This is a genomic window from Stenotrophomonas maltophilia, from assembly GCF_900186865.1.
Taxonomy (GTDB): domain Bacteria; phylum Pseudomonadota; class Gammaproteobacteria; order Xanthomonadales; family Xanthomonadaceae; genus Stenotrophomonas; species Stenotrophomonas maltophilia.
In genome coordinates, this window is sequence record NZ_LT906480.1 from 98,074 (window position 1) to 121,074 (window position 23,001).

17 protein-coding genes are annotated in these 23,001 nt (G+C 67.6%); 4 read left to right on the top strand and 13 right to left on the bottom strand.

From position 1 onward, the window contains the following. Window positions 1-675, top strand: coding sequence for a hypothetical protein (locus CKW06_RS00450; RefSeq protein ID WP_024956322.1), 675 nt, complete (start codon window positions 1-3; stop codon window positions 673-675). A 59-nt stretch (window positions 676-734) separates the two neighbouring features. On the opposite strand, the gene CKW06_RS00455 is transcribed toward CKW06_RS00450, so the two are convergent. Genes CKW06_RS00455 through CKW06_RS00495 form a run of 9 tightly spaced genes read right to left on the bottom strand, consistent with a single transcriptional unit; the run spans window position 735 to window position 13,083 of the window. Continuing rightward, complete coding sequence (locus CKW06_RS00455; protein ID WP_024956321.1) at window positions 735-2,543, bottom strand: hypothetical protein; 1,809 nt, start codon at window positions 2,541-2,543, stop codon at window positions 735-737. Beyond that, window positions 2,540-4,705, bottom strand: coding sequence for a membrane protein (locus CKW06_RS00460; RefSeq protein ID WP_024956320.1), 2,166 nt, complete (start codon window positions 4,703-4,705; stop codon window positions 2,540-2,542). Before CKW06_RS00460 ends, CKW06_RS00455 begins: the two co-directional genes overlap by 4 nt. Next, the gene (locus CKW06_RS00465) at window positions 4,702-5,823 is read right to left on the bottom strand and encodes a BatA domain-containing protein (protein ID WP_024956319.1); all 1,122 of its coding nucleotides are present in this window, start codon (window positions 5,821-5,823) and stop codon (window positions 4,702-4,704) included. The genes CKW06_RS00460 and CKW06_RS00465 overlap by 4 nt, the downstream gene beginning before the upstream one ends. Beyond that, complete coding sequence (locus tag CKW06_RS00470) at window positions 5,820-6,716, bottom strand: DUF58 domain-containing protein (protein WP_024956318.1); 897 nt, start codon at window positions 6,714-6,716, stop codon at window positions 5,820-5,822. The genes CKW06_RS00465 and CKW06_RS00470 overlap by 4 nt, the downstream gene beginning before the upstream one ends. 7 nt (window positions 6,717-6,723) lie before the next feature. Then, a complete protein-coding gene (locus CKW06_RS00475; protein ID WP_005407527.1) occupies window positions 6,724-7,707 on the bottom strand; it encodes an AAA family ATPase in 984 nt (327 codons plus the stop codon). Window positions 7,708-7,723: 16 nt separating this feature from the next. Next, complete coding sequence (locus CKW06_RS00480) at window positions 7,724-8,431, bottom strand: DUF4159 domain-containing protein (protein ID WP_024956317.1); 708 nt, start codon at window positions 8,429-8,431, stop codon at window positions 7,724-7,726. Continuing rightward, window positions 8,431-9,765, bottom strand: a complete 1,335-nt coding sequence (locus tag CKW06_RS00485; protein WP_024956316.1) for a TldD/PmbA family protein — start codon at window positions 9,763-9,765, stop codon at window positions 8,431-8,433. The genes CKW06_RS00480 and CKW06_RS00485 overlap by 1 nt, the downstream gene beginning before the upstream one ends. 21 nt (window positions 9,766-9,786) lie before the next feature. Then, window positions 9,787-11,421 carry a TldD/PmbA family protein gene (locus CKW06_RS00490; protein ID WP_005407530.1) on the bottom strand — a complete coding sequence of 545 codons (1,635 nt, stop codon included), beginning with the start codon at window positions 11,419-11,421 and terminating at the stop codon, window positions 9,787-9,789. A gap of 30 nt (window positions 11,422-11,451) precedes the next feature. Beyond that, complete coding sequence (locus CKW06_RS00495; protein ID WP_024956315.1) at window positions 11,452-13,083, bottom strand: TldD/PmbA family protein; 1,632 nt, start codon at window positions 13,081-13,083, stop codon at window positions 11,452-11,454. 694 nt (window positions 13,084-13,777) lie between these two features. Between CKW06_RS00495 and CKW06_RS00500 the strand changes: the two genes are divergently transcribed. Next, entirely contained in the window at window positions 13,778-14,392 is a 615-nt protein-coding gene (locus CKW06_RS00500; RefSeq protein ID WP_038646249.1) for a DUF938 domain-containing protein, read from the top strand. On the opposite strand, the gene CKW06_RS00505 is transcribed toward CKW06_RS00500, so the two are convergent. The 3 genes from CKW06_RS00505 to CKW06_RS00515 form a co-directional block, all read right to left on the bottom strand. Beyond that, window positions 14,393-15,715: a type II toxin-antitoxin system HipA family toxin gene (locus CKW06_RS00505; protein ID WP_038646246.1), complete on the bottom strand. Its 1,323-nt coding sequence runs from the start codon at window positions 15,713-15,715 to the stop codon at window positions 14,393-14,395. A 3-nt stretch (window positions 15,716-15,718) separates the two neighbouring features. Then, on the bottom strand, window positions 15,719-15,976 hold the full coding sequence (locus CKW06_RS00510) for a helix-turn-helix domain-containing protein (protein WP_005407534.1): 258 nt from the start codon (window positions 15,974-15,976) through the stop codon (window positions 15,719-15,721). A gap of 161 nt (window positions 15,977-16,137) precedes the next feature. After that, window positions 16,138-19,824 (bottom strand): indolepyruvate ferredoxin oxidoreductase family protein, encoded by a 3,687-nt coding sequence (locus CKW06_RS00515; RefSeq protein ID WP_024956262.1) that lies wholly within the window; start codon window positions 19,822-19,824, stop codon window positions 16,138-16,140. A 171-nt stretch (window positions 19,825-19,995) separates the two neighbouring features. Here CKW06_RS00515 and CKW06_RS00520 point away from each other — a divergent pair, with 171 nt between their 5' ends. Next, window positions 19,996-20,631: a tetratricopeptide repeat protein gene (locus CKW06_RS00520; RefSeq protein ID WP_024956261.1), complete on the top strand. Its 636-nt coding sequence runs from the start codon at window positions 19,996-19,998 to the stop codon at window positions 20,629-20,631. A gap of 122 nt (window positions 20,632-20,753) precedes the next feature. Here the strand turns inward: CKW06_RS00520 and CKW06_RS00525 are convergent, their stop codons facing one another. Continuing rightward, complete coding sequence (locus CKW06_RS00525; RefSeq protein WP_024956260.1) at window positions 20,754-22,238, bottom strand: AAA family ATPase; 1,485 nt, start codon at window positions 22,236-22,238, stop codon at window positions 20,754-20,756. Window positions 22,239-22,361: 123 nt separating this feature from the next. Here CKW06_RS00525 and CKW06_RS00530 point away from each other — a divergent pair, with 123 nt between their 5' ends. After that, window positions 22,362-22,991: a ParA family protein gene (locus CKW06_RS00530; protein ID WP_005407538.1), complete on the top strand. Its 630-nt coding sequence runs from the start codon at window positions 22,362-22,364 to the stop codon at window positions 22,989-22,991. Window positions 22,992-23,001 lie beyond the last annotated feature (10 nt).

The window sequence follows — 23,001 nt, forward strand, 5'->3', positions numbered from 1 at the left end:
ATGTCCCTGCGTTCGTTCTGCCTGCTGGCCGCGTTGCTGCCAGCCTCCGCCTTCGCTTCCGGCATCGCCGATGACGGCGCCTGCCGCAATGGCGCGTTCCCGTCCGAACAGAGCCGGTTCGCACTGGCGCGGGTGGTCAATGCACCGCGCCTGTACCTGCTTGGCGACATGGACGGCTGCCCGGCCAAGGGCGAACCGGCCTGCCGACAGCGCAGCTATGTGGTCAACGGCGATACGGTGGTGACCGGGCGCGACCTGGGCGCTTATCGCTGCGCGTTCTTCCCGAACAGGGTGGGTGGCAGTGCCGGCTGGGTGGACCGCAGCAAGCTGCAGCCATTGCCGGTGGCCGTGCCGTCGCTGCAGGACTGGGCGGGCAACTGGAAGGACGGCGACAACGGCCTGCGCATCACCGTGCAGGGTGGGCAACTGCATGTGGAGGGGGACGCCTACTGGCCCTCCGCCAACCCCACGCCGGAGCAGCGTCCCTACGGACCGAACATGGGCCAGGTGGAAGCGCGCGCCGCGCCGCGCGGTGCCGACGTCGAGTTCGTCGAGGATACCTGCAAGGTACGCGTGCATTCGCTGGGCGAGGTGCTGATCGTGGCCGACAACAGCGAATGCGGTGGCATGAACGTGCGCTTCAATGGCGTGTACCGGCGCGCGGGCTCGCGTTGAAGAACGCCTGACGGAGGGGGTCAGAGCCCTTTCGCGGGCGAAAGGGATCCGATCCCGGGTCAGCGCCGCCGTTCCAGCCACCACAGCAGCGATGCGCACAACACGAACGCCAGCCACCACGGCCAGCGTGAGCCCGGCACGGGCTGCATCACCGACGCGTTCGCCGACGTGCTGGAGGCCAACGCCTGCGTGGTCGCATCGATCATCGCCTGCCGATGCAGTGCAGCGGCGTCCTTTGGGTCGAACACATAGCGCCAGACGATACTGTCGCCATGCCGCAGGCGCTGCCAGCCTGCCTCACGGGGCCACCAGCCGGCGCAGCGCAGCGCCGACGTTGCACCATCGGCGATCAGCGGCACGCTGTCGCCACGCGGGTTGAAGGCCTGCAGCGGCGCCTGCACGCCGCACAGCGCCTGCCGTTCGCCTGCCCAGCTGATCGGCTGTGGTGACCACAGCGCATCACCGCTGCCCTGCGCGCGTGCCAGCGTGGCAACCACGTCGCTCCACAGTTCGCCGTGGCGGTCATCACGGCCTGCCAGCACCCAGCGCCAGCTGTCGGTCAGCGGCAGCAGGCCGATGCGGCCCTTGCCGACCGCGCGCCAGCCGCCGACGGCCTGGCCGCCCCGATCGTGCAGCAGCGCGTTGCTGCCCGGCGCCTGCAACGCCAGTGCTTCCAGCGAAGGCAGCGCGGCACTGTGCGAGCTGCGGTCGGCCTCTTCGCCGTAGCCGGTCGGCAATGTGCCAGCGGCGAGCGGGCCACGCCGTGCGGCGAGGATCGCGCTTTCGCCATCGCCGGGAAGTTCGAGGGGGTGGCTGCTGCCATCACCCTGCACTGGCAGGCCCAGATCGCGAAGGCGTTGCCGCGCGCTGGCCGAAGGTGCGCCCGCACTGCGCACCAGCACGCCCAGTCCATCGCGCAGCGCCTGGCGCACGGCGGCCAGCTGGCCCGCACTCAATGCCGCCAGGCTGCGCTCGTCCAGCAGCAACAGATCGCTGCGCGTGAGCGATGCTGCATCGATCGACACCGCGCCATCGCCGATGCTGAGTCCGGCCCCGGTATCCGCCTGCACCTGCACACGGATGCCTGCATCGGCTGCCCAGCGCCGCAGGTACTTCAGCTCTGGACCCGGCGCGCCGGCGCGCACCAGCAGGCGCAGCGGTGCGGACGGCAGGGTCTGCTGCGGCACCGGTACGCTGTCCACCACATGGCTGTCGGCATCGAGCAGGCGCAGCTGGAACACGCTGCGGCCTTCGGCGCGGGCGATACCACTCAGCTGCACGCGGCCGTCGTCGGCAACCTCCGTGCGATCGACCACGCTGTCGGCCGGGTCGAGCAGTTCGGCCTTCGCCTTGGCCGCGCCACGCGCCTGTGCCTGCACGTCGAAGCGGGCACCCGGTGCGACATCGGCCGGCGGCTGCAGCGCGATCCAGCCGCGCGGCTCCGGTGCAGCCTGCCAACGCACATCCGGCGGCAGCACCGCGTCGCGGTCACGTGCGACCAGGCCCGCACCGACCAGCGTCAGCGTGGCGGCCGGATGCTGGCGCAGCGCGGTGGCCAGGTCGGGTACGCGCTGTGCGCCGGGCACATCGGCAGCTTCCGGCAACAGCAACAGCGGGCCTTCGCTGGCCGGGAGTGCGCCGGCCTTGCCGGCATCGACGCCAAGCACGACCAGCCCCCCTGCGGGCTGCTGGCGGGTGGGGGGCGCCAGGCAGAAATACAGCAGCGTGGCGACGACGATCTGCAGTGCGATCACGACCCACCGGTGGCCGGGGTGCGCAGTGTCCGCACGCAGCTGGCGCACGCTGGCGATGACCACGATCAGGGCGAGTGCCGGTGCAATCCACAGGTTCACAGCGGAGGCGTTCATGGCTGCGCCTCCAGCGCGTCGAGGTAGCGCTGGCCCATCGCATCGGCGGCACTGCGCCGCATCGCCTGTGGCAGCGGACGCTGCAGCGCCCGCCACAACTGTGCGCGCAGGCGCTGGCGACAGTCGCCGCAGTCGGGCTCGATGCGCAGCTGCTCGATGGCCGCAGCCAGATCGAGTGCATCGGGCAGGTAGGTGGCGTTGCGCTGCTGCCAGGCCGCCAGCGCATCGAGATCCGGTGCGCCGTTGTCATCACCGAGGCGTTGCCAGGCTTCAACGATGGCCGGGTCCGGCGGGGTTCGCGCGGCCAACGGCAGTTCACGACTGGCCAGTCCGGCGCGATCACCGCCCAGCCGGCGGCTTTCATCGATGGGTGGCAGCTCCGGCCCGACCCGGGCCAGGTAGATGCGCTCGGCCTGCTGCACCTGCTTGATGAAGCCCAGCGCCTTGTAGGCAAATGGCAGCGCCTGCTCCGGGCGGCCCTGGCGCAGCTCGCCTTCGGCCGACCACATCTGATCCAGCGCGGCCTTCAACGTGGCGCGGGTCTGCGGATCGAGCAGGGTGGTCGCCTCGGCGTGGTCATGGGTGTGCCCGTATTCGGAAAGCACGTCGGTCTCGCTGCCGAACTCCGGCGGGATATCCGCGTTGGCTGTACTGCCATGATCGTGGCCATGGTCGCCTTGCGCGCCGGCCTGCGCGCCATGGTCATGTTCGTGATCGTCGTTGTGGCCGTCTGCGGTCGGCGCATCGCTGGTGGGCAGGTCGCTGGTCGGCGGCGGCTTCGGCGCACCTTCGCTTTCCTCGCCCAGGAACTGGCCGTAGCGCAGGCGCAGGATGCGCTGGTCGACACCGATCGCATCGCTGCGCTTCACGAAGTCCTCGGCGGCCAGGCTGGGTCGCTGCCGGATCAGCGCTTCGGCATCGATGATGATCTGCCGCTGGCTGCGGAAGTACGCAGGCAGGGTCTTCTTGATGCGGCCCTCGAGCTCTGCACCGAGCGCGACTTCGGCGCTGGGCAGGCGCAGGATCACGCTGCTGCTGCGCCCGGTCTGCGGCGTGGGTGCATGATTGTCGCGTACCTCCAGCTGGGCGATCACATCGTTGCCAGGCTGCGCGCCCAGCGCAGCCAGATCAAGGGTGTGGGCGAAACGCCGCGCGGTGGCTTCACCGCTGCCGGCAAGCGTGACGTTGCGCTTTACGAAGGTGATGTTCTCACCGCTGCCCTGGGTAGTGGTGATCGACAGCGTTGCCTGCGCCGCGACACCGTAATCGTCGCTGGCCTCGAAGCGCAGTGCCCACTGCCGTTGCCCCGGCGTGCCCAGCACCAGGCTGGCCGTGGGTTCCAGTATGCGCACGCTGGGTGCACGGTCGGCCACCACATCCAGCCGATGCAGGCGGGTCTCTGCCAGTGCCGGTTCGCTCACCACGCGGTACAGCAGCGGCATACGTGCCACATCCTGCGCCTGCCACTGTCCTTCGCGCTCGCTCAGTGGCAACCGGCGACCATCGTGGAACTGCAGCCATGCCTTGTCCGGGGCGCGGTCGAAGCGCAGGGACCAGGACAGCCGGCTGTCGGCGGCAACCTTCGCATCCAGCGCATTCTGGGTGAGCGTGGCCTGGCCGGTATAGGCCGGCGCGTCGATGCGCAGGCGGGTGGACTGCAGGCGCAGCGGGCCCGCAGCAGCAGCGCTGCCAGGCGTCGGCGTGCGGACAGGCACGGAGCCGGGGCTGGAACGTGGCCAGCCGAATGCCAGCACAACAATGGCCAGGCCTGCGATCCAGTACAGCGCCAGTGCCCCACGCGGCCAGCGTGGACGCAGCTCCGGCATCGCGCATTCCAGCATGGCCAGCACATGCACACGCTGGCGCTGCTGCAGCGGATTGAGCGTGGCGGCATCGGCGAACAGCAGATCGGCACTGTCCTCGCTGGCACCGCTGCCATCGAGCTGGCGCTGCAGCCACTGCCGGTCCAGCTGGCGGGCACGCGCAGTGGCGAAGGCCGCACACGCGAGCAGACTGACCGTGCCGACGACGCAGGCGATATCGAAGCCTGCAAGACGCAGGGCCAGCACCGTGGCGGCCAGCGCCCATGGCAGGCCCAACAGCAGGGTGATGAGCGCACGGCGGCGGCGTGCGCGTTGCCAGGCGTGCTGCAGGGTGTTCATGCGGCCACCCTGCGCCGGGCGCTGCTGGCCATCCAGCGTTCCAGCGCGAACAGCAGCACGACGGCCAGCAACAGCCAAGGCGTGGGCTCACGCAGCGGTGGTGTTGCAGCAGGCAATGCGGTCCGCTGCGGTGCCTGGTCACGTGCATCGCCCAGGCGCGGGGCCGTAGGCGGCTGCAGCGCCAGCAGCAGGGCACGTGGCAGGCGCGGATCGCGCAGCGCAGGGTTGCTGGCGGCATTCCAGCCACCCGGCAGCGCCAGCAGATAGCCGTGGCCGATGCGTTGCTGCCACAGCAGCGGTGCGCCCTCGGCATCGCGCAGCAGGATGCGGGCGCTGGCAGCAGGCTTGCCGGCAGTCATGACACGACCGCCGCCGCGCAGCCACGCCTGCCAGTTCGCCGGCAGTGCATCGCTGCGGCTCCACACGCCGATCTCACCGCGCTCCGGCAGGGCATCCGCCGGCAGCGGAGCAAGCGGTGACTGCACGCCCCACGCGCGCTGCAGTGCGTTCAACCAGCGCTGGGCAGTGGCCGAAGCATCGCTGTGCACGCGCAGGCGCGGCGACGTCGCGGCACTCGGTTGCGCAGTGACCGGCATCGGCTGCGTGTGCCACTGCACGTCGCGCGACAGCTGCAGGCGGGCACCATCCAGGCCGGGCAGGGGATCGGGAACGTGCACGGTCAATGCGGTGCCGACGGGCAGCTGCGCGTCCAGTTCGCGCAGCAGGCTGGGCAGGGAGGCGGTGGCTGCAGGGGGTGCCTGATCAATGGCGGGGAAGCCGGGTGCCAGCCAGTGCCAGTTGCCATCCTCGGCCGTTCCACGCAGGGTCGTAGCATCCAGTCCCGGCGCTACCACGGTCCATGCAGCGGGAGGCGCCGTCGGGCCAGTCAACACAGGTCGTGCCAGCAGCAGGGCCAGTGCGGCCAGCAACAGCAGGCGCACCAGCAGCAACGGCCAGTCATCGAAGCGGATGCGCTGGCGTGGCCGTATCTGCGCGCGCAGCCAGCGCAGCGCGGCGAAATCCAGTGGCGTGTACGGATGGCGGCGGGCCAGGTGGATCAGCAGCGGCAGCAACCCTGCGGCGAGCGCGGCCAGGCCGAGCGGGAACAGCAGGGTCATGCATCGCCCCCACGGCCAAACAGCGCCTGCAGCGCCTGGTCCAGCGGCTGGTCCAGCCAGCCGGTGGCACTGGCAATCCCGTTGGCCTGCAGGCGCGCATGCAATGCGCTGCGTGCGTCGGCGAAGCGCTGCAGGTAGTCAGCGCGGATCGCCGCACCATCGCCCAGCAGTTCCTCGCCGGTCTCCGGGTCGCGGAAGCGGTGGCCGACGTCGAATGGGAAGTCGCGCTCGTCGGCGGTGAGGATCTGCAGCAGTGCCACTTCGCGGCGCGCGCTGGCCAGTTGTTCCAGCAGCACGATGCCGGCGTCGTCGAAGCCATCACCGATTGCCAGCAGCAGGTCGCCCGGGCGCACGCGCTCCCACAGCGGCCGAAGGCGATCGGCCGCAGGCCAGGCGCCGCGCGCCTGCAGGGCGTGCAGTTGCAGATGCACGCGATCACGCTGGCGCGCGCCGTTCGCCGCGGGGACCAGCTGCAGGCCATCGCCATTGATTGCCAGCAGGCCGAAACGGTCACCCTGCTGCAAGGCCAGCTCAATCACGCACGCGGCCACGCCGCGCATATGGTCCAGACGCGAGTGCTGCGGTGCCGCGCGATCCGCCTGATTGGCCGAAGCGGTGGCGTCTAGCAGCAGCCAGACCGTGATCGGGCTTTCGCGTTCGGACTCGCGCACGAAGAAGCGGTCCGAGCGTGCATACAGCTTCCAGTCGATCTGGCGGAGTTCGTCACCAGGCTCATAGGCACGGTACTGGGCGAATTCGAGGCCGGCACCGCGGCTGCGGCTGGCGTGCTGGCCGATGCCACTGGCACCGCTGGCCAGGCGCGGCCGCAACCGCAGCAGGCGCAGGCGCGCACGCAGTTCCGGCGGCAGGGTCAACGGCGTACCTGCGTTCACGCGTGGCTCAACCCGGGAAGGGCACGGCCTGCAGCAGCGCGGCGACCACGTCGTCGGCACGCTTCTGCTCGGCCTCGGCGGCGAACGACAGCAGCAGGCGATGGCGCATCACCGGCGCGGCCAGCGCCTGCACGTCCTCGCGGGTGGCGGCGAAACGGCCCTGCAGCAGCGCGCGTGCCTTCGCTGCCAGCACCAGCGACTGGCCGGCACGCGGGCCGGCGCCCCACTTCACCCATTGGTTGATCGCCGCCGGAGCACCGTCGCCGGGCCGGCTGGCGCGCACCAGGCGGGTGATCCAGGCGAGCACATCCGGGCTGACATGCACCTGGCGCACCGCGGCCTGCAGCGCGATCACCGCGTCGGCATCCATCACCTTCGGCACCGCGTCGGTGGCACCGCCGGTGGTCTGTTCCAGGATCTGCCGCTCCTCGTCTTCGCTGGGGTAATCCACCAGCACGTGCAGCAGGAAGCGGTCCAGCTGCGCTTCCGGCAGCGGGTAGGTTCCGGCCTGCTCGATCGGGTTCTGCGTGGCCAGCACGAAGAACGGCGCGGGCAGCGCGTAGGTGGTACCAGCGTAGCTGACCGTGCGTTCCTGCATCGCTTCCAGCAGTGCGGCCTGGGTCTTGGGTGGGGTGCGGTTGAGTTCGTCAGCCAGCAGCAGGTGGGTGAAGATCGGGCCCTGCTGGAAGCGGAAGTGGCGATGGCCGGTGCCGTGGTCTTCCTCCAGCAGCTCGGTACCGAGGATGTCGCTGGGCATCAGGTCGGGGGTGAACTGCACGCGCCGGAACTGCAGCTCCAGTGCCTGGCCGAGCGAGCGCACCAGCAGGGTCTTGCCGAGCCCGGGCGCGCCTTCCAGCAGGCAGTGGCCACCGGCCAGCAGGCCGATCAGCAGCTGCTCGACCACGGTGTTCTGGCCCACCACTGCGCGTGCGAGCGCGGCGCGCAGCTCATCCAGGCGCGGCAGCAGGGAATCGAGGTCGGGGGAGGTCATGGGCGTGCAGGTCCTATCAGTTGTTCAACGCGTACATCACGATGTTGACGCCGAAGCGGGTGTTGTCTTCGGCCAGGAAGCGCTTGTTGCGCCAGTCGTAGTCCCACTCGCAGCCGTAGTCCTTGTTGCTGTACAGCAGGCCCAGGCGGCCGTCGACCTCGATGCCCTTCAGGTAGTCGTGCACCAGGTCGTCGCCCCAGCCGTTGAGTTCGAAGCTGGTGGCAGGCGGGCCATCCGGGAAGCGGAAGAAACTGCGGTACAGCGGGTGGCTGTTGGGCAGCTTCTGCAATGCCCTGGGCCCGAACAGGCGACCCATCTGCGCCTCGAACGAGGTAGCGAACAGGCCGTCGATATCGTGGTTGCAGTCGTCGACGAAGACGAAGCCGCCATTGCGCACGTAGCGCACGAAGTTCTGCCGCTCGGCGGCGTTGAACTCCACCAGCGTGTGCCCGGCCAGGTAGCAGAACGGCCCTTCCAGCATGCGTGGGTCGGCCAGCGCCACCACGTGTTCCTGCGGGTCGACGCGCAGCGAGGTGTAGTCGATCAGCGAGGTGATCAGGTTGGACGGCATGCGCGCGTCCACGTCCCAGTCACCGGAGTCGTACTGAAGGCGGGTGAACCAGAAGTCGTAGCGCGAACTGCGCGGGCCTGCCTGTGCCGAGGCTGGCAGCGCCGCCGCCGAAGCGGCAGCGGCCAACCAGCGCAGGCAGGCCCGGCGATCCATCAGACCGCGTCGGACAGCGAAGTGAAGGTGAAATCGCGCAGCTTCATCGGCGGGATCATCATCACGTAGCTGGATTCATCACCGGCCACGCGCACCGGCTTGCCCAGCTCTTCGATGTTGTTGAGCATGATCACCGGCGATTCGTTGAAGCGGAAGTTCTTCACCGGATGCTTGATCTGGCCGTTCTCGATGTAGAAGGTGCCGTCGCGGGTCAGGCCGGTCAGCAGCACGGTCTGCGGATCGACCATGCGGATGTACCAGGTGCGGGTGACCAGGATGCCCTTCTGGGTGCCGCGAACCAGTTCGGCGGTGCTCTTGTCGCCACCGCTCATCAGCAGGTTGCCCGGCGACGCCTTGGCGGTCTTGCCCTGCTTCTGCGCCCAGAAGCGCGAGTAGTCCAGGTTGGCGATCCTGCCGTTCTCGATGATGGCCATGCGCTCGCGGGGCAGGCCCTCGTTGTCCCAGGGCAGCACCGGTGCGTCCGGGTGCCACGGGTCGGCGATCATGGTCACGCGCGGGTCGTAGACCTGCTCGCCCAGCTTGTTGCCGCCGCCCTTCTTGGACAGGAAGCTGCGGCCTTCATCGGCCGAGCGTGCGCTGAAGAAGTTCATCATGAAGCTGATCAGGCCGGCCGCCGCAGCCGGCTCCAGGATCACCGTGTACTTGCCCGGTTCCAGCGCTTTGGCTTCGGCCGATTCGGTGGCCTTGCGCATGGCGATGCGGATGTCCTGGTCCACCTTGAAGTCAGCGGCGTCCTTCAGGTTGCGGCCGACCCAGCCCGAACCACGGCCATCCTCGGTGCGCACGGTGCAGGTGTAATTGAAGTTGGTGGTGCGCTGGTAGGCGAAGTTGCCGTTGCTGTTGGCGGTGGCCTGGAAGCCCTGGCCGTCTTCGAGGAAGCCGGCGGCGATCAGGCCATGGCCACGGCACGGCGCGATTGAATCTGCGGCAACCTTGGCACGGAAAGCCGGATCGATCGCGGCAGTGGATTCACTGAAGGTTGGGCTGGCGCGGTAGGTCTGCTTGCCGATGGCCGGCATGAACTCCGGGTTTTCCGGGGCCAGGCGGGCCAGGTCTTCGGCACGGCGCACCACGCGTTCCAGCGCGGCATCGTCGAACTCGTTGATCGAGGCCGTGCCGACGCGCTTGCCGAAGGCAACGGTGACCGCCAGTTCGGTGTTGTCGACGATGCCGCTGGTGGAGACATTGTTCAGTGCGAAACGGATGTTGCCGTCGATCGCGCCGGCCAGCACGGCGGTGCATTCGTCGGCCTTGGACAGGGCGATGACCTTGTCGAGGATGGCCTTGGCCTGGGCTTCGGTGAAGATACTCATGGTGTAAGGGCTCCTGACCGATCAGCCGAGGCTGCGTGCGGTGTTGATGACGTTGATGCCGTTGAAGCGCGCGGTGGACGAACCGTGCGAGACCGCCGAGACCTGGCCCGGCTGGCCCTTGCCGTCGAAGAACGAACCGCCCAGGCGGTAGTCGCGCTCGTCGGCCACGGCGGTGCAGGCGTTCCAGAACTCCGGCGTGCGGATCTGGTAGGCCACGTCTTCCAGCATGCGGGTGATCTGGCCGTTCTTGATCTCGTAGAACAACTGGCCGCCGAACTGCGCGTTGTAGCGCTGCTGGTCGATCGAGAACGAACCATCACCGATGATGTAGATGCCGTTCTCCACGTCCTTGATCAGGTCCGGCACGCTCAATGGCTTCTTGCCCGGTGCCATCGACACGTTGGCCATGCGCTGGAACTGCACGCTGGACCACGAGTCGGCATAGCAGCAGCCGTCGGATTCGGTCTTGCCGAGGATGTGGGCCTGGTCGCGGATGGTCTGGTAGTCCACCAGCTTGCCGTTGCTGATCAGGTCCCAGCGCTTGCACTTCACGCCTTCATCGTCGTACGCCACTGCGCCGAGGCTGCCCGGCTGGGTCTTGTCGGCGAAGATGTTGACCAGCTCGCTGCCGTACTGGAAATGCTGTTCGCGCTTGTCCAGGGTGGCGAAGCTGGTGCCGGCGTAGTTGGCTTCGTAGCCGAGCACGCGGTCCAGTTCCAGCGGATGGCCGATCGATTCGTGGATGGTCAGCCAGGTATGCGACGGGTCGAGCACCAGGTCGTACTTGCCCGGCTTCACCGACGGTGCCTTCAGCTTTTCCTGCGCCTGCCTGGCAGCGGCGATGGCGTCTTCCTTCATGTCGTAGGAAGAACTGTAGTTGACCACGCCATTGGGGCCGACCACCTTGCCTGCGGCGGCGCCATCCAGGTACTCGTAGCCCAGGCCCATCGGCGAGGACAGGCCCGAACGGGTGCGGAACTTGCCGCTGGACTTGTCGATGGCGGTGACCGTCATCGGCGCCCAGATACGGTGCACGTCCTGGTCGATGTAGGAGCCGTCGGTGGAGGCAAAGTACTTCTGCTCGTTGACCAGGAACAGCATCGAGTTGACGAAGCTGGCACCGGCGCCCATTGCGGCGGCGTTGACGTCCAGCAGCAGGCCGACCTTGTCCTTGATCGGCACCTCCATCGCATTCTTGCGGATCGGCGTGCGCCAGCTCACCTCACCGACGCCCGGCGCCTTGGCCAGCTGCACCGGCGCGGTCTGCACGCCGGCATTGGCCTTGGCGATCGCCGCCGCCTGCTGCGCGGCCTTGGCCACATCGGCCGTACCCAGCGCATTGGTGGCGGCAAAGCCCCAGGCACCGTTGACGATCACGCGGATGCCCACGCCGGTGGACTCGGTGTTCACCACGTTCTGCACCTTGTCCTCGCGGGTGATCACGAACTGCCGCAGGTAGCGGCCGATGCGCACGTCGCAGTAGGTGGCACCGGCCTGGCGGGCGGCGGCCAGCGCCGCATCGGCCAGGCGCTTCTTCAGCCCCAGGTCCAGCGAGCTCTGCAGCTGTTCGGCGGCGATCACCTTGCCGAAGAAGGAGGGCACGATCAGCCCGCCCGCGGTAAGCCCGGTCAGGGCCAGGAAGTCACGTCTTTGCAAGGCTGCTCTCCATGTCGAAGGATGGGTGGCTCAAGCGCCGAGACTGCGCGCGGTGTTGATGATGTTGATGCCGTTGAAGCGGGTGGTGGACGAACCGTGCGAGACCGCCGAGACCTGGCCGGGCTGGCCCTTGCCGTCGAAGAACGAACCGCCCAGGCGGAAGTCGCGTTCATCGCAGATGGCGGTGCAGGCATTCCAGAATTCCGGCGTTCGGATCTGGTAGGCCGCATCCTCGACCATGCCCGCGATCTTTCCGTCCTTGATCTGGTAGTACAGCTGGCCGCCGAACTGTGCGTTGTAGCGCTGCTGGTCGATCGAATACGAACCGCGGCCGTGGATCCAGATGCCGTTCTCCACGTCCTTGATCATGTCCTCGACGCTGAGCGGCTGCTTGCCCGGTGCCAGTGAGACATTGGCCATGCGCTGGAACTGCACGCTGGACCAGGAATCGGCATAGCTGCAGCCATGCGATGCATCGCGGCCGAGGATATGGGCCTCGTCGCGGGTGGCCTGGTAGTCAACCAGGATGCCGTCGCGCACCAGGTCCCAACGCTGCGTCTTCACCCCTTCATCGTCGTAGCCGACGGCGCCGAGGCTGCCCGGCTGGGTCTTGTCGGCGAAGAAGGTGACGATGTCGCTGCCCCAGCGGAAACCCGCATCGCGCTTGTCCAGGGTGGCGAAGCTGGTGCCGGCGTAGTTGGCTTCGTAGCCGAGCACGCGGTCCAGCTCCAGCGGGTGGCCGACGTTCTCGTGGATGGTCAGGAACAGGTTGGACGGGTCCAGCACCAGGTCGTACTTGCCGGGCTTTACCGACGGCGCCTTCAGCTTCTCGCGCGCGTGGCGGGCGGCCGCGATGGCGTCCTCGACCGGGTCGTAGGAATCGCGGTAAGCGGTGATGCCACCGGGCAGCTGCACCTTGCCACTCGCATCGCCATCGAGGAACTCGTAGCCCATGCCCATCGGCGAGGACAGGCCAGCGCGGGTACGGAACCTGCCGCTGGCCTTGTCGATGGCGGTGGTGGTGAACGGCAGCCAGATGCGGTGGATGTCCTGGTCGATGAACGAGCCGTCGCTGGAGGCGAAGTACTTCTGTTCGTTGACCAGGAACAGGGTGGAATTGATGTAGTCGGCACCCGCATTCAGCGCGGCGGCGTTGAGCGCCAGCAGCAGTTCGACCTTGTCCTGGATCGGCACCGCCATTGCGTTCCTGCGGATCGGGGTCTTCCAGCGCACCTCGCCGACCGACGGCGTCGGCGCCAGCTGCACCGGCCGGGTCTTGATGCTGGCGTTGGCGCGTGCGATTGCGGCCGCCTGCTCGACTGCGGCGCGCACGGCGGCCTCGGTCTGCTGATGGGTGGCGGCGAAGCCCCAGGCGCCGTTGACGATCACGCGCACGCCCACGCCGGACGACTCGCGGTTGGTCACATTGCCGACCTGGTGTTCGCGGGTGATGACCGACTGGTTGAGATAGCGGCCGATGCGGACATCGCAGTAGCTGGCCTTGGCGGTGCGCGCGGCGGCCAGCGCCACGTCCGCCAGGCGCCTGCGCTGGGCGGTATCGACCGGGGCGAGCAGCTGCTCGACGGCGATGGCACGGGAATGCGGCAGCAGCAGGCCCGCCAGGCCCAGACCGGAAAAAGCCAGGAACTCACGTCGTTGCACAGCGTTTCTCTCTCTCGCTTGCGTGCGGTTGGCAATGGGCCGGACCGATCACGTCAACTCCTCGACTTTCGCCAGCGCGGGGCGTGGGGACAAGTGACTGCAGTCATGGTTGGGGGTGTTTCGGCAGGGCTGCGCCCTGCACCTGCTCAGAGCAACGGCAACGGCCAAAGCCAGAGCCAGAGCGGCATTCCGTGGGATGGCGGGGCGGTGTGGGTGGGCAGGACACGCCGTAAACCCGTCCCTGGGGGCTCGATGGCGCCATCCATGGCGCCAACGGTCCTGCCCACCCACACCGCCCCACCTCTGACAGCTGGCCGGTGGCTGTTGGTGGGTGCCGACCGTTGGTCGGCACATCTGTCAGATATCGAATGAAATTCGGGGGTCAGATCCGTTTTCCTGCGGAAAACGAATCTGACCCCAAGAGTGTTTCCGACAGATCGCGGCCAACTGTCGAAGGCGGGTGGGTCCGGTTGAGGGGGCGTGAGCCGCATGGATGCGGCGACCGAGCTTACATGGACGTACTTGCAGCGTCCCCCTCAATCGGACCCACCCCGCCATCCCACGGAAAGCCCGCTTTTGAATTTGACGTGGCTGTTGCCGTTGCTGTGGCTTGAAGCAGGTGCAGGGCTGCAAGCCCTGCCGAGCAACACCCCCTCGTGCACAATGGGGCCGACCCCGCCCGGACCCCGTCCTGATGTCGAGCAAGCCGTATTCAGAAGCCTGCGAGCGCAACCGCGAACCCATCGCCACCGCACTCGACCCGTGGATGGGCGACCGCCATCGGGTGCTGGAGATCGGCAGTGGCACCGGCCAGCATGCGGCCTTCTTCGCCGAGCGCTGGCCGTGGCTGCGTTGGCAGCCCAGCGATCACCCGGACCATCTGCCCGGCATCGAGGCCTGGCGCGCCGAGGCGGCGCTGCTGAACCTGCTGCCGCCGGCGGCGCTGCAGGTGGAACTGCCACCGGCGCCCGGGCTCAGCGTGCCACAGGGCAGCACGTTCGATGCGGCGTTCACTGCCAATACCCTGCACATCATGGGCTGGGAGCACGTGCAGGCGTTGTTTGCCGCGCTGCCGCCGCTGCTGCGCCACGGTGCGCTGCTGGCGGTCTACGGCCCGTTCAACTACGGCGGCCGCTACACCAGCGACAGCAACGCGCAGTTCGATGCGTGGCTGAAGGCACGTGACCCGCGCAGCGGCATACGCGATGTGGAAGCCGTGCAGGCGCTGGCCGAGGACAACGGCTTCACCCGCCTGCGCGACGTGGCGATGCCGGCCAACAACCGCCTCCTGCTGTGGCGGTTGGGGTGATCAAGCCTCGGGGGCCATGCTGGAAAGGCGTGCTGCCGCAGCACGAAGTCCGTTGAAAATCGGTTCGGACACGTTTGAGGGGAAGTCATCCGGGAGCTGACGGGTGACCTGCTGGATGGCGGGCTCGACGGCCGCGATCAATGTCTTGATCCATGGTTCTGCACCATCGGCAACGCCGCAGGCGCGCGCGGTTTCATTCCAGTGCCGCCGTCGCACAAGGTGCAGTTTCCGGTGGCGGTTCTTGCCATGTACGGCCATGGCGAGCTGTGCGTTTCGTGGATCGAGTTGATTGGGTCCCCTGCCGAGGATGGGATATACCGACAGCACGTCGTAGACGGGCGTCAGGCGGAAGCGTCCACCGGCTTCCAAGTGAACACTGAAATTCTTGGCATGGCCGTCGGTTGCGGCCAGCATCCAGAAAAGAATCTGCGTCTTGAAGAAGATCGCGCGATCCTCGGGGTGTTCGGACTGTCGAAGCAGATCCATGATCGGAACGATACCGGGGCCGCCATCGGATTCATACTTTCTGGCAGCCGGCAGACCAAAGACCTGACACATGTCTTCCTGTGGCAGTCGCAGCCACCACCGGCGGTCGGCAGACAGGCGACGGTCAAACCGCTCGACAATGAGAGCACGTTGGTCGTTGAAGCGGCCCATCTGCGTCTCGGCCACGGGGATATCAAAGGCGGAAAGCAGATGCATGCACAGCCATTCATTCTCCACGGACTGATGCATGTCTGCCCGCATGTTGCCAACAATGCCAAGCGGCAGCTTGAAGATGTGAGTGGATGGTGTGTTGCCGGTAGGAATGCACCATTTGCCAGCATGCAGCAGAAGACCGGTCTTTTCCTGCGCACCGGCGATGGAAATGCGGAATGCATCATCACGGCTGGGTGCGCCAGGCAGGTTCCCTGTCGTCACCTGACGCAGGATCGTAGCGACACCTGCTTCGTCCAACACCTCGCACGTGATCTGCTGGATGTCTTCGGGTGGATGCGCTGGCGGCAACAGCTGCACTGCGCCGACACAATCCCGTCCAATGGCTTCAAGAAGATCGAACGTATCGCTGCCGCGCGTGGCGAACCGGTCGCGGATCCGGTTGCGTATGGCGACGTTATCGGGAAGAAGGTTATCGAAGTAGTCGTTGACGACGTTGCCCCGATGGCTCTCGCCATCTGGGAGCAGGGGTAGAGAGAGCGACAACGGTCGGGACTGGGGCGAGCTGATCCACTGGCTGACATACGACAACCGGGATGACCCGTTCCGGACATCATCCCAAAGTGCGACTTCCACACCATTCATCCAGACCTGCAGCGTACCCATGGCTCACCACTCCAATGACGACGTGTTCTCCTGGGGACTTCGTTGCTGGAGGCTGACCTCCAGACCCAGCACCGCCCAGATCCGCATCAGGCGTTCAAAACTTGCCGATGCAGGGTCGCGTTCCAGCGCGCCCACTGCCTGGCGGCTGATCCCGAGTCGCTCCGCCAGCTGAGCCTGGCTCAGGCCCGCCTGGCGCCGGAAAGCACGCATCAGGGGCGCAAGTTGTTGGGCTGTCCTCACTGTGTGCAGCGGCCTGTCCATACCGGCAGTCCTCAAGGAAAGATGACCGTACGCCAACGCGTACGCAAAGGATAGGTTGCTTTACGACAAGCAACCTATCGCTTTCTCGCTGAGGAGGCAACCTATCGATTGCTATATCGCTATGCAACCTATAGGTTGCCTTTCCATGACGCAGCGCCGCGTCAAGCCACCTGCACGATATGCAGCGCCTTCGGGTTGCGCCACTGCGCCAGCAGGGCAGCCTCGCGCGCCTTGGCCTGTTCGTAGTGCGCTTCCTTGACGTGGCCGAAGCCGCGGATGTGCTCGGGCACGCTGGCGATCTCCACCGCCAGGGCCAGGCGGCCGTCCTCCAGGCCATCCAGCAGCAGCTGCACGGTGGCTTCGTAATCGGCGATCAGCTGGCGCTCCATGCGCCGCTCTTCAGTACGGCCGAATACATCCAGGCGGCCGCCACGCAGGAACTTCAGCTTGGCCAGCAGGCCGAAGGCCTTGAACATCCACGGGCCGTATTCCTTCTTCAGCAACCGGCCCTGCTCGTCCTTCTTCGCGAACAGCGGCGGCGCCAGGTGGAAGCGCAACTGGTAATCGCCCTCGAACTGCTGCTGCAGGCGGCGCTGGAAGTCACCGCTGGTGTACAGGCGGGCCACTTCGTACTCGTCCTTGTAGGCCATCAGCTTGAACAGGTAGCGGGCGACGGTCTCGGTCAGCGCAGTGGAACCGCCGATGCGCTCGGCCTCGGTGGCGCGCACGCGTGCCACCAGATCACGGTAGCGCTTGGCATAGGCAGCGTCCTGGTAATCGACCAGGAAGGCGGCGCGACGCTCGATCATTTCGTCCAGCGAACGCGACAGGCGTGCGTCGTCCAGCGGCAGGAATGCCACGTCGCCACCGTGCGAGGGCAGGCCACGCAGCTCGCGTTCGTCGCCGGTGTTGCGCGGTGCCGCGGTCGCACCCCATTCATTGCCTTCCCACTCGCCCGGCGGCAGCGGGTGCAGCGGGCCGGGGGTGGACTCGGTATCGGTGTGGCGGTTGTGCACCAGGCCGGCGGCCTGCTGTACGGCCTGCGGGTCGACCACCGCCAGGCGGCCCCAGGCGAAGGCCTGCTGGTTCATCGCCACGGCGGCGCCATTGAGTTCGATGGCGCGCATCAGCGACTCGAACGACAGCGGCACCAGGCCCTGCTGCCAGGCGTAGCCGAGGATGAACAGGTTGGCGGCGATGGCATCGCCCAGCAGCGCGGTGGCCAGCTGGGTGGCATCGAGCAGCAGCGGCTCCTGGCCGCCCAGGGCTACGCGCACACCGGCGATGATGTCGGCGGCGGGGAACTGCATGTCCGGACGGGTGGTGAACGTGCCAGGCATCGCTTCGTAGGTGTTCAGCACCACCTGCGAACGGCCGGCGCGCACCTTCGAAAGCGCCCAGTAGTCGTTGACCACCACCATGTCGCAGCCCAGCACCAGGTCGGCTTCACCGGCGGCGATGCGCACGGCGTGGATGTCATCCGGGCGGCGTGCGATGCGGATGTGCGTGGTCACCGCGCCACCCTTCTGCGCCAGGCCGGTCTGGTCGAGCACGGTCGCGCCCTTGCCTTCCAGGTGGCCGGCCATGCCCAGCAGTGCACCGATGGTCACCACGCCGGTACCGCCGACGCCGGTGATCAGGATGTTCCAGGGTTGTTCCAGCGTGCCGCGGATGGTTGGTGCCGGCAGGTTGTCCAGCAGCGTGGAGGCATCGCGCTTGCTGCCCTTGCGCGGCTGGCCACCGTGTACGGTGACGAAGCTCGGGCAGAAGCCGTTCACGCACGAATAGTCCTTGTTGCAGTTGGACTGGTCGATCTCGCGCTTGCGCCCGAACTCGGTTTCCTTCGGCAGCACCGACACGCAGAAGCTCTTCTTGCCGCAGTCGCCGCAACCTTCGCAGACCAGCGAATTGATCAGCACCCGCTTCTGCGGATCTTCCAGCTTGCCGCGCTTGCGGCGGCGACGCTTCTCGGTGGCGCAGGTCTGTTCGTAGATCAGGATCGAAACACCCTTCACTTCGCGCAGGCGCTTCTGCACCTCCTCCAGTTCGCTGCGGTCGTGGAACTCCACGTCGCTGGGGAAGTGCTCGCGCTGGCCGGTCCACTTGCCGATGTTGTCCGACAGCACCACGATGGTGTGGATGCCTTCGGCGCGCATCTGCTTTGCGATGTCGGGCACGCTCAACGGGCCGTCCACCGGCTGGCCGCCGGTCATCGCCACCGCGTCGTTGTAGAGGATCTTGTAGGTGATGTTGACGCCGGCCGCGACCGCCTGGCGGATCGCCAGCGAGCCGCTGTGGAAATAGGTGCCGTCGCCCAGGTTCTGGAACACGTGCGGGGTATCGGTGAACGGCGCCTGCCCGGCCCAGGTCACGCCTTCGCCGCCCATGTGGGTGAAGGTGTCGGTGCTGCGGTCCATCCAGGTCACCATGTAATGGCAACCGATGCCGGCCAGTGCCCGCGAGCCTTCCGGCACCTGGGTGGAGGTGTTGTGCGGGCAGCCCGAGCAGTAGTGCGGCACGCGCGGGAAGCTGGCGCGCGGCAACGCAAGCTCGGCTTCCTTCTGCTGCATCCACTGCAGGCGTTGTTCAATGGATTCGTTGTTGAAGAACTTCTGGATGCGGCGGCCGATCACGCCGGCGATGGTGGCCGGGGTCAGTTCGCCGGTGGACGGCAGGATCCATTCGCCACTCTCGTCGTACTTGCCGACGATGGACGGGCGCTGGCCCCAGCTGGCCGGCCAGTTGAAGAACTGTTCCTTCATCTGGCGCTCGATGAAGGCACGCTTCTCCTCCACCACGATGATGTCTTCCAGGCCCTGCGCGAAGCGCGCGATGCCCTGCGGTTCCAGCGGCCAGGTCATGCCGACCTTGTACACGCGGATGCCGATGTCGGCGCACGCGGCTTCGTCCAAGCCCAGGTACTCCAGCGCCTGCAGCACGTCCAGGTAGCTCTTGCCGGTGGTGACGATGCCCAGCCGCGCGCGCGGCGCATCCATCACCACCTTGTCGATGCCGTTGGCGCGGGCAAAGGCCTGCGCGGCCTTCACCGCATAGCGGTGCAGGCGCATTTCCTGGTCCAGCGGCGGGTCCGGCCAGCGGATGTTGAGGCCACCCGACGGCATCTCGAAGTCTTCCGGCAGCACGATGCGGCGCGCCATCGGATCGACCTGCACCGAGGCCGACGATTCCACCGTCTCGGCGATCGTCTTGAAGCCGACCCAGCGGCCGGTATAGCGGCTCATCGCCCAGCCCAGCAGGCCCATGTCGAGGATGTCCTGCACGCCGGCCGGGTTCAGCACCGGCATCATCGCGCTGACGAACTCGTCCTCGCTGCCATGCGGCAGGGTCGAACTGCGGCAGGCATGGTCATCGGCGGCCAGTGCCAGCACGCCACCATAGCGCGAGGTGCCGGCCGCATTGGCATGCTTGAACACGTCGCCGCAGCGGTCCACGCCCGGTCCCTTGCCGTACCACATGCCGAACACGCCCTGCACGTTGGCGCCGGGGAACAGGTTGGTCTGCTGGGTGCCCCATACCATGGTGGCGCCCAGGTCCTCGTTCAGGCCGGGGGTGAACTTCACCTTGGCCGCTTCCAGATGCTTGCGCGCGCGCCACAGTTCCAGGTCGAAGCCACCCAGCGGGCTGCCACGGTAGCCGCTGACGAAGCCGGCGCTGTCGATGCCTTCGGCGGCGTCGCGCAGGCGCTGCATCAGCGGCAGCCGCACCAGCGCCTGCACGCCACTCAGGTAGATCCGCCCCTCGTTGCGGGTGTACTTGTGGTCGAGCGTGTAATCACGGTCGAGCAGGTCGGCGGAGGAGGGCGAAGTGAGTTGCGCGGTACTGGTCATGGCTGGCCCGGTAGGATCGGCTGGCACCGGCCGCGTGCGGGCACGCGGCGGGAAAGGCGCGAATTGTAGCAGCGGGGCCGTGGTGGGCCCGGCACTCGCGCCCGCGCCGCTGCTGGGGTTAGGATCGGGGCGAGAGAGGGAGGCTGCGGTTGTGCAGCCTGGGGAGAAGGGATGTCAGTTCCAGGAAAGATCCTGGCCAGCGTGCTGCTGGCCTCGGGAGCGGCCACGGCGTGGGCCGCGCCGGTCATGCCGGCACCACAGGAGTTCTACTTCGACAGCGACCTGGCGGCGGCACCGATGGTGGCGATGCAGGGCGAGGGCGATGAGCTGGTCACCCAGCTGGTGAGGTTGCGCGAGCGCGGCCGGCGCGCGGTGGAAGCCACCGTGCAGCTGGCTTCGGTGGCCAGCTCCCAGGGCCGTGCCGAGCTGGCCGACCAGCTGTATGGCGAGGCCCTGAAGGAGGCGCCGGCACAGAGCAGCGCGGGCCGCAGCGTGCGTTGGAACTATGGCTGGGACCTGCTGCGCCAGGGCAAGCCGGAGGCGGCGCTGGAGCAATGGTTGTCGTCGGCCGGCAATGCGCGCAGCAAGCCAAGCTGGGTGCCACCCACGTACGCGCTGGCCCTATGGCGGATGGGGCAGAAACAGGAGGCCGTGCAGTGGTATGCCGCAGCAGTGCGTACCGAGCCGTCGCAATGGAGCACCAGTGCCAATTACGCGCAGCTGCTGCCGCAGTGGCGCGAGGATGAGCGCGCGTCGTTGGCCGAAGTGCAGCAGGCCTGGGCGGCGGCCCCGCCTGCGTGGCCCTGAGGGAGGGGTTCGGCCGGGTTCACGGCGTCCCCCGCGAATCCACCCCGCCCGGCCAAGCGCGGCTTTTGATGTTCAAAGCCAACCAGCCGCCACGAGGGGCTGCGCCGTTCGCTGGAAACCCCTCAATCGTCCGCGGAAACCGTCCGCCCCGATGCCCACGCCCGCAGCGCCTCGACCTGCTCGGCCATCAGTACCGACAGCGGTCGCGTCGCACGGATCTCGTTCATCAGCAGCTCGGTATCCAGCGGCCGCCCTTCGGCGTGCGCCGCATACAGCCCGGCCACGATCGCCTGCTCGATCTCCGCACCTGAGAAACCATTCGCCGCGGCCGCCAGCGCTGGCAGCGCGAAGTCGTCGGCATTGAGCTGGCGCCGACCCAGGTGCAGCCGCAGCAGTTCCACGCGCACCTCCGGCGAAGGCAGGTCAACGAAGAAGATCTCGTCGAAGCGGCCCTTGCGCAGCAGCTCGGCAGGCAGCTCGTGCACCTGGTTGGCAGTGGCCACGATGAACACCGGTGCCTTGCGCTCGGCCATCCAGGTCAGCAGATGGCCCAGCACGCGGCGTGACACGCCACCGTCCTCGCCACCGCTGGCCAGGCCCTTCTCGATTTCATCCATCCACAGCACGCAGGGCGCCAGCTGCTCGGCCGAGGCCAAGGCCTGGCGCAGGTTGGCCTCGGTCTCGCCGTGGTACTTGTTGTACAGCGCGCCCACGTCCAGGCGCAGCAGCGGTACGCCGAAACCGGCGGCGGTGGCCTTGGCCAGCATCGACTTGCCGCAACCCTGCACGCCCAGCAGCAGCATGCCGCGCGGTGGGTCCAGCCCGGCCGGTGCGGAGCCAGCGATGAACGCCACACGCCGCTGGTTGATCCAGCGCTTGAGCCGGTTGGCGCCGGCCACGTCGCCGAACCGCGCGCTGTCATGCTCGAAGAACAGGTGGCCGCTGCGGTTGAGCAGCTCGAACTTCAGCCGTGCCAGCTGCGGCAGGTCGTCGTCGCGCAGCGCGCCGTCGGCGTAGATTAGCTGCCGGGCGATGCGCCGGGCATCGACCAGGCTCAGGCCCTGCAGGTTCTTCAGGATCTTCTTCACCGCCTCGCTGTCGACTTCTACCCGGCGGCCGCCATGCTCGCGCGCATAGGTGTCGGCCTCCTCGCGCAGCATCTTCAGCAGGGCGTTGGCATCGGGCAGGCGCGGGTTGAAGCGCACCGCCAGTGCTTCCAGCTCGGCCGGCAGTTCTACTTTGGCGCCGATCAGCACCAGCACATGCGGTTCGCTGTGGCGGCGCTGGATCAGGTCGCGCAGGGCGCGCTGGTGGCTGGCATAGCCCAGGTAGGGGTGGAAATCGAGCAGCAGGTAGACCCCGCGCTGGTCCGCCTGGCGGATCATCTGCAGGGCCGCGCTGGCATCGGGTGGCCCGACCGGAGGGTCTTCGCTGTCCAGGTCGATGCGGCGCAGACCCTCGGTGATCGACCACCGGTGCAGCGCCCGCCAGACGTGCATCAGCGTCTGCCGGAACAGGTCGACGATGCGACCCTCGTCCTGGGTCTCGATCACGATCAGGGGGGTGTTGGCGCGGATCAGTGCGCTCAGGTCCTGCAGCTCGCTCATGCCGGTTCGATCCTTCGGGGGCGCCACGATAGCAAAGGCGATGGCCGCAGGTTCAGCGCGGTGCTACCTCCCGTCACCACCGCCGGTGTACGCTCGGGGCACGTACCCGGAAGCGAGGCTGGCATGAAGACGATCCTGGTGGCCGGTTCCAAGGGCGGGGTGGGCAAGACCACCGTCGCCACCCACCTGGCCGCGTACGCGGCATTGCAGGGCAGGGCCACGGTGATCGCCGACGCCGACCCTCAGGGCTCCAGCACCCGCTGGGCGCAACGGCGGGCCGGGCTGGAAAGCGCGGTGCTCCCCATTGATGTGTATCGGAAGAAGCAGTGGGCGCAGAAGCTGCCCGATGGCACCGAAACCGTCATCATCGATGCACCGGCGGGTGCGTTGGCCGACGATATCCCCCATTTCCTTGACGCTGCCGACGCGGTGGTGGTGCCGGTGCTGCCCTCGGCGCTCGACATCGAAGCCATCGTCGGCTTCCTCAACAGCCTGGCCCAGAACCCGCGGGTGCACAGCCGCAAGCTGCCGGTGGGGCTGGTCCTCAACCGCACCAAGCCCTGGACCCAGACCTCGCAGCAGGCGTTGCAGATGCTGGCCGAATGGCCGTACCCGGTGGTCGCGCAGCTGCGTGACAGCCAGAGCTACGTGGTCATGACCGGCCTCGGCCGCAGCCTGTTCGACTACCGCTCGGCCCAGGTGCGGGAGCATCAGGCCGACTGGGAGCCGCTGCTGTCCTGGCTCAAGCTTTGATGCCTGCGTC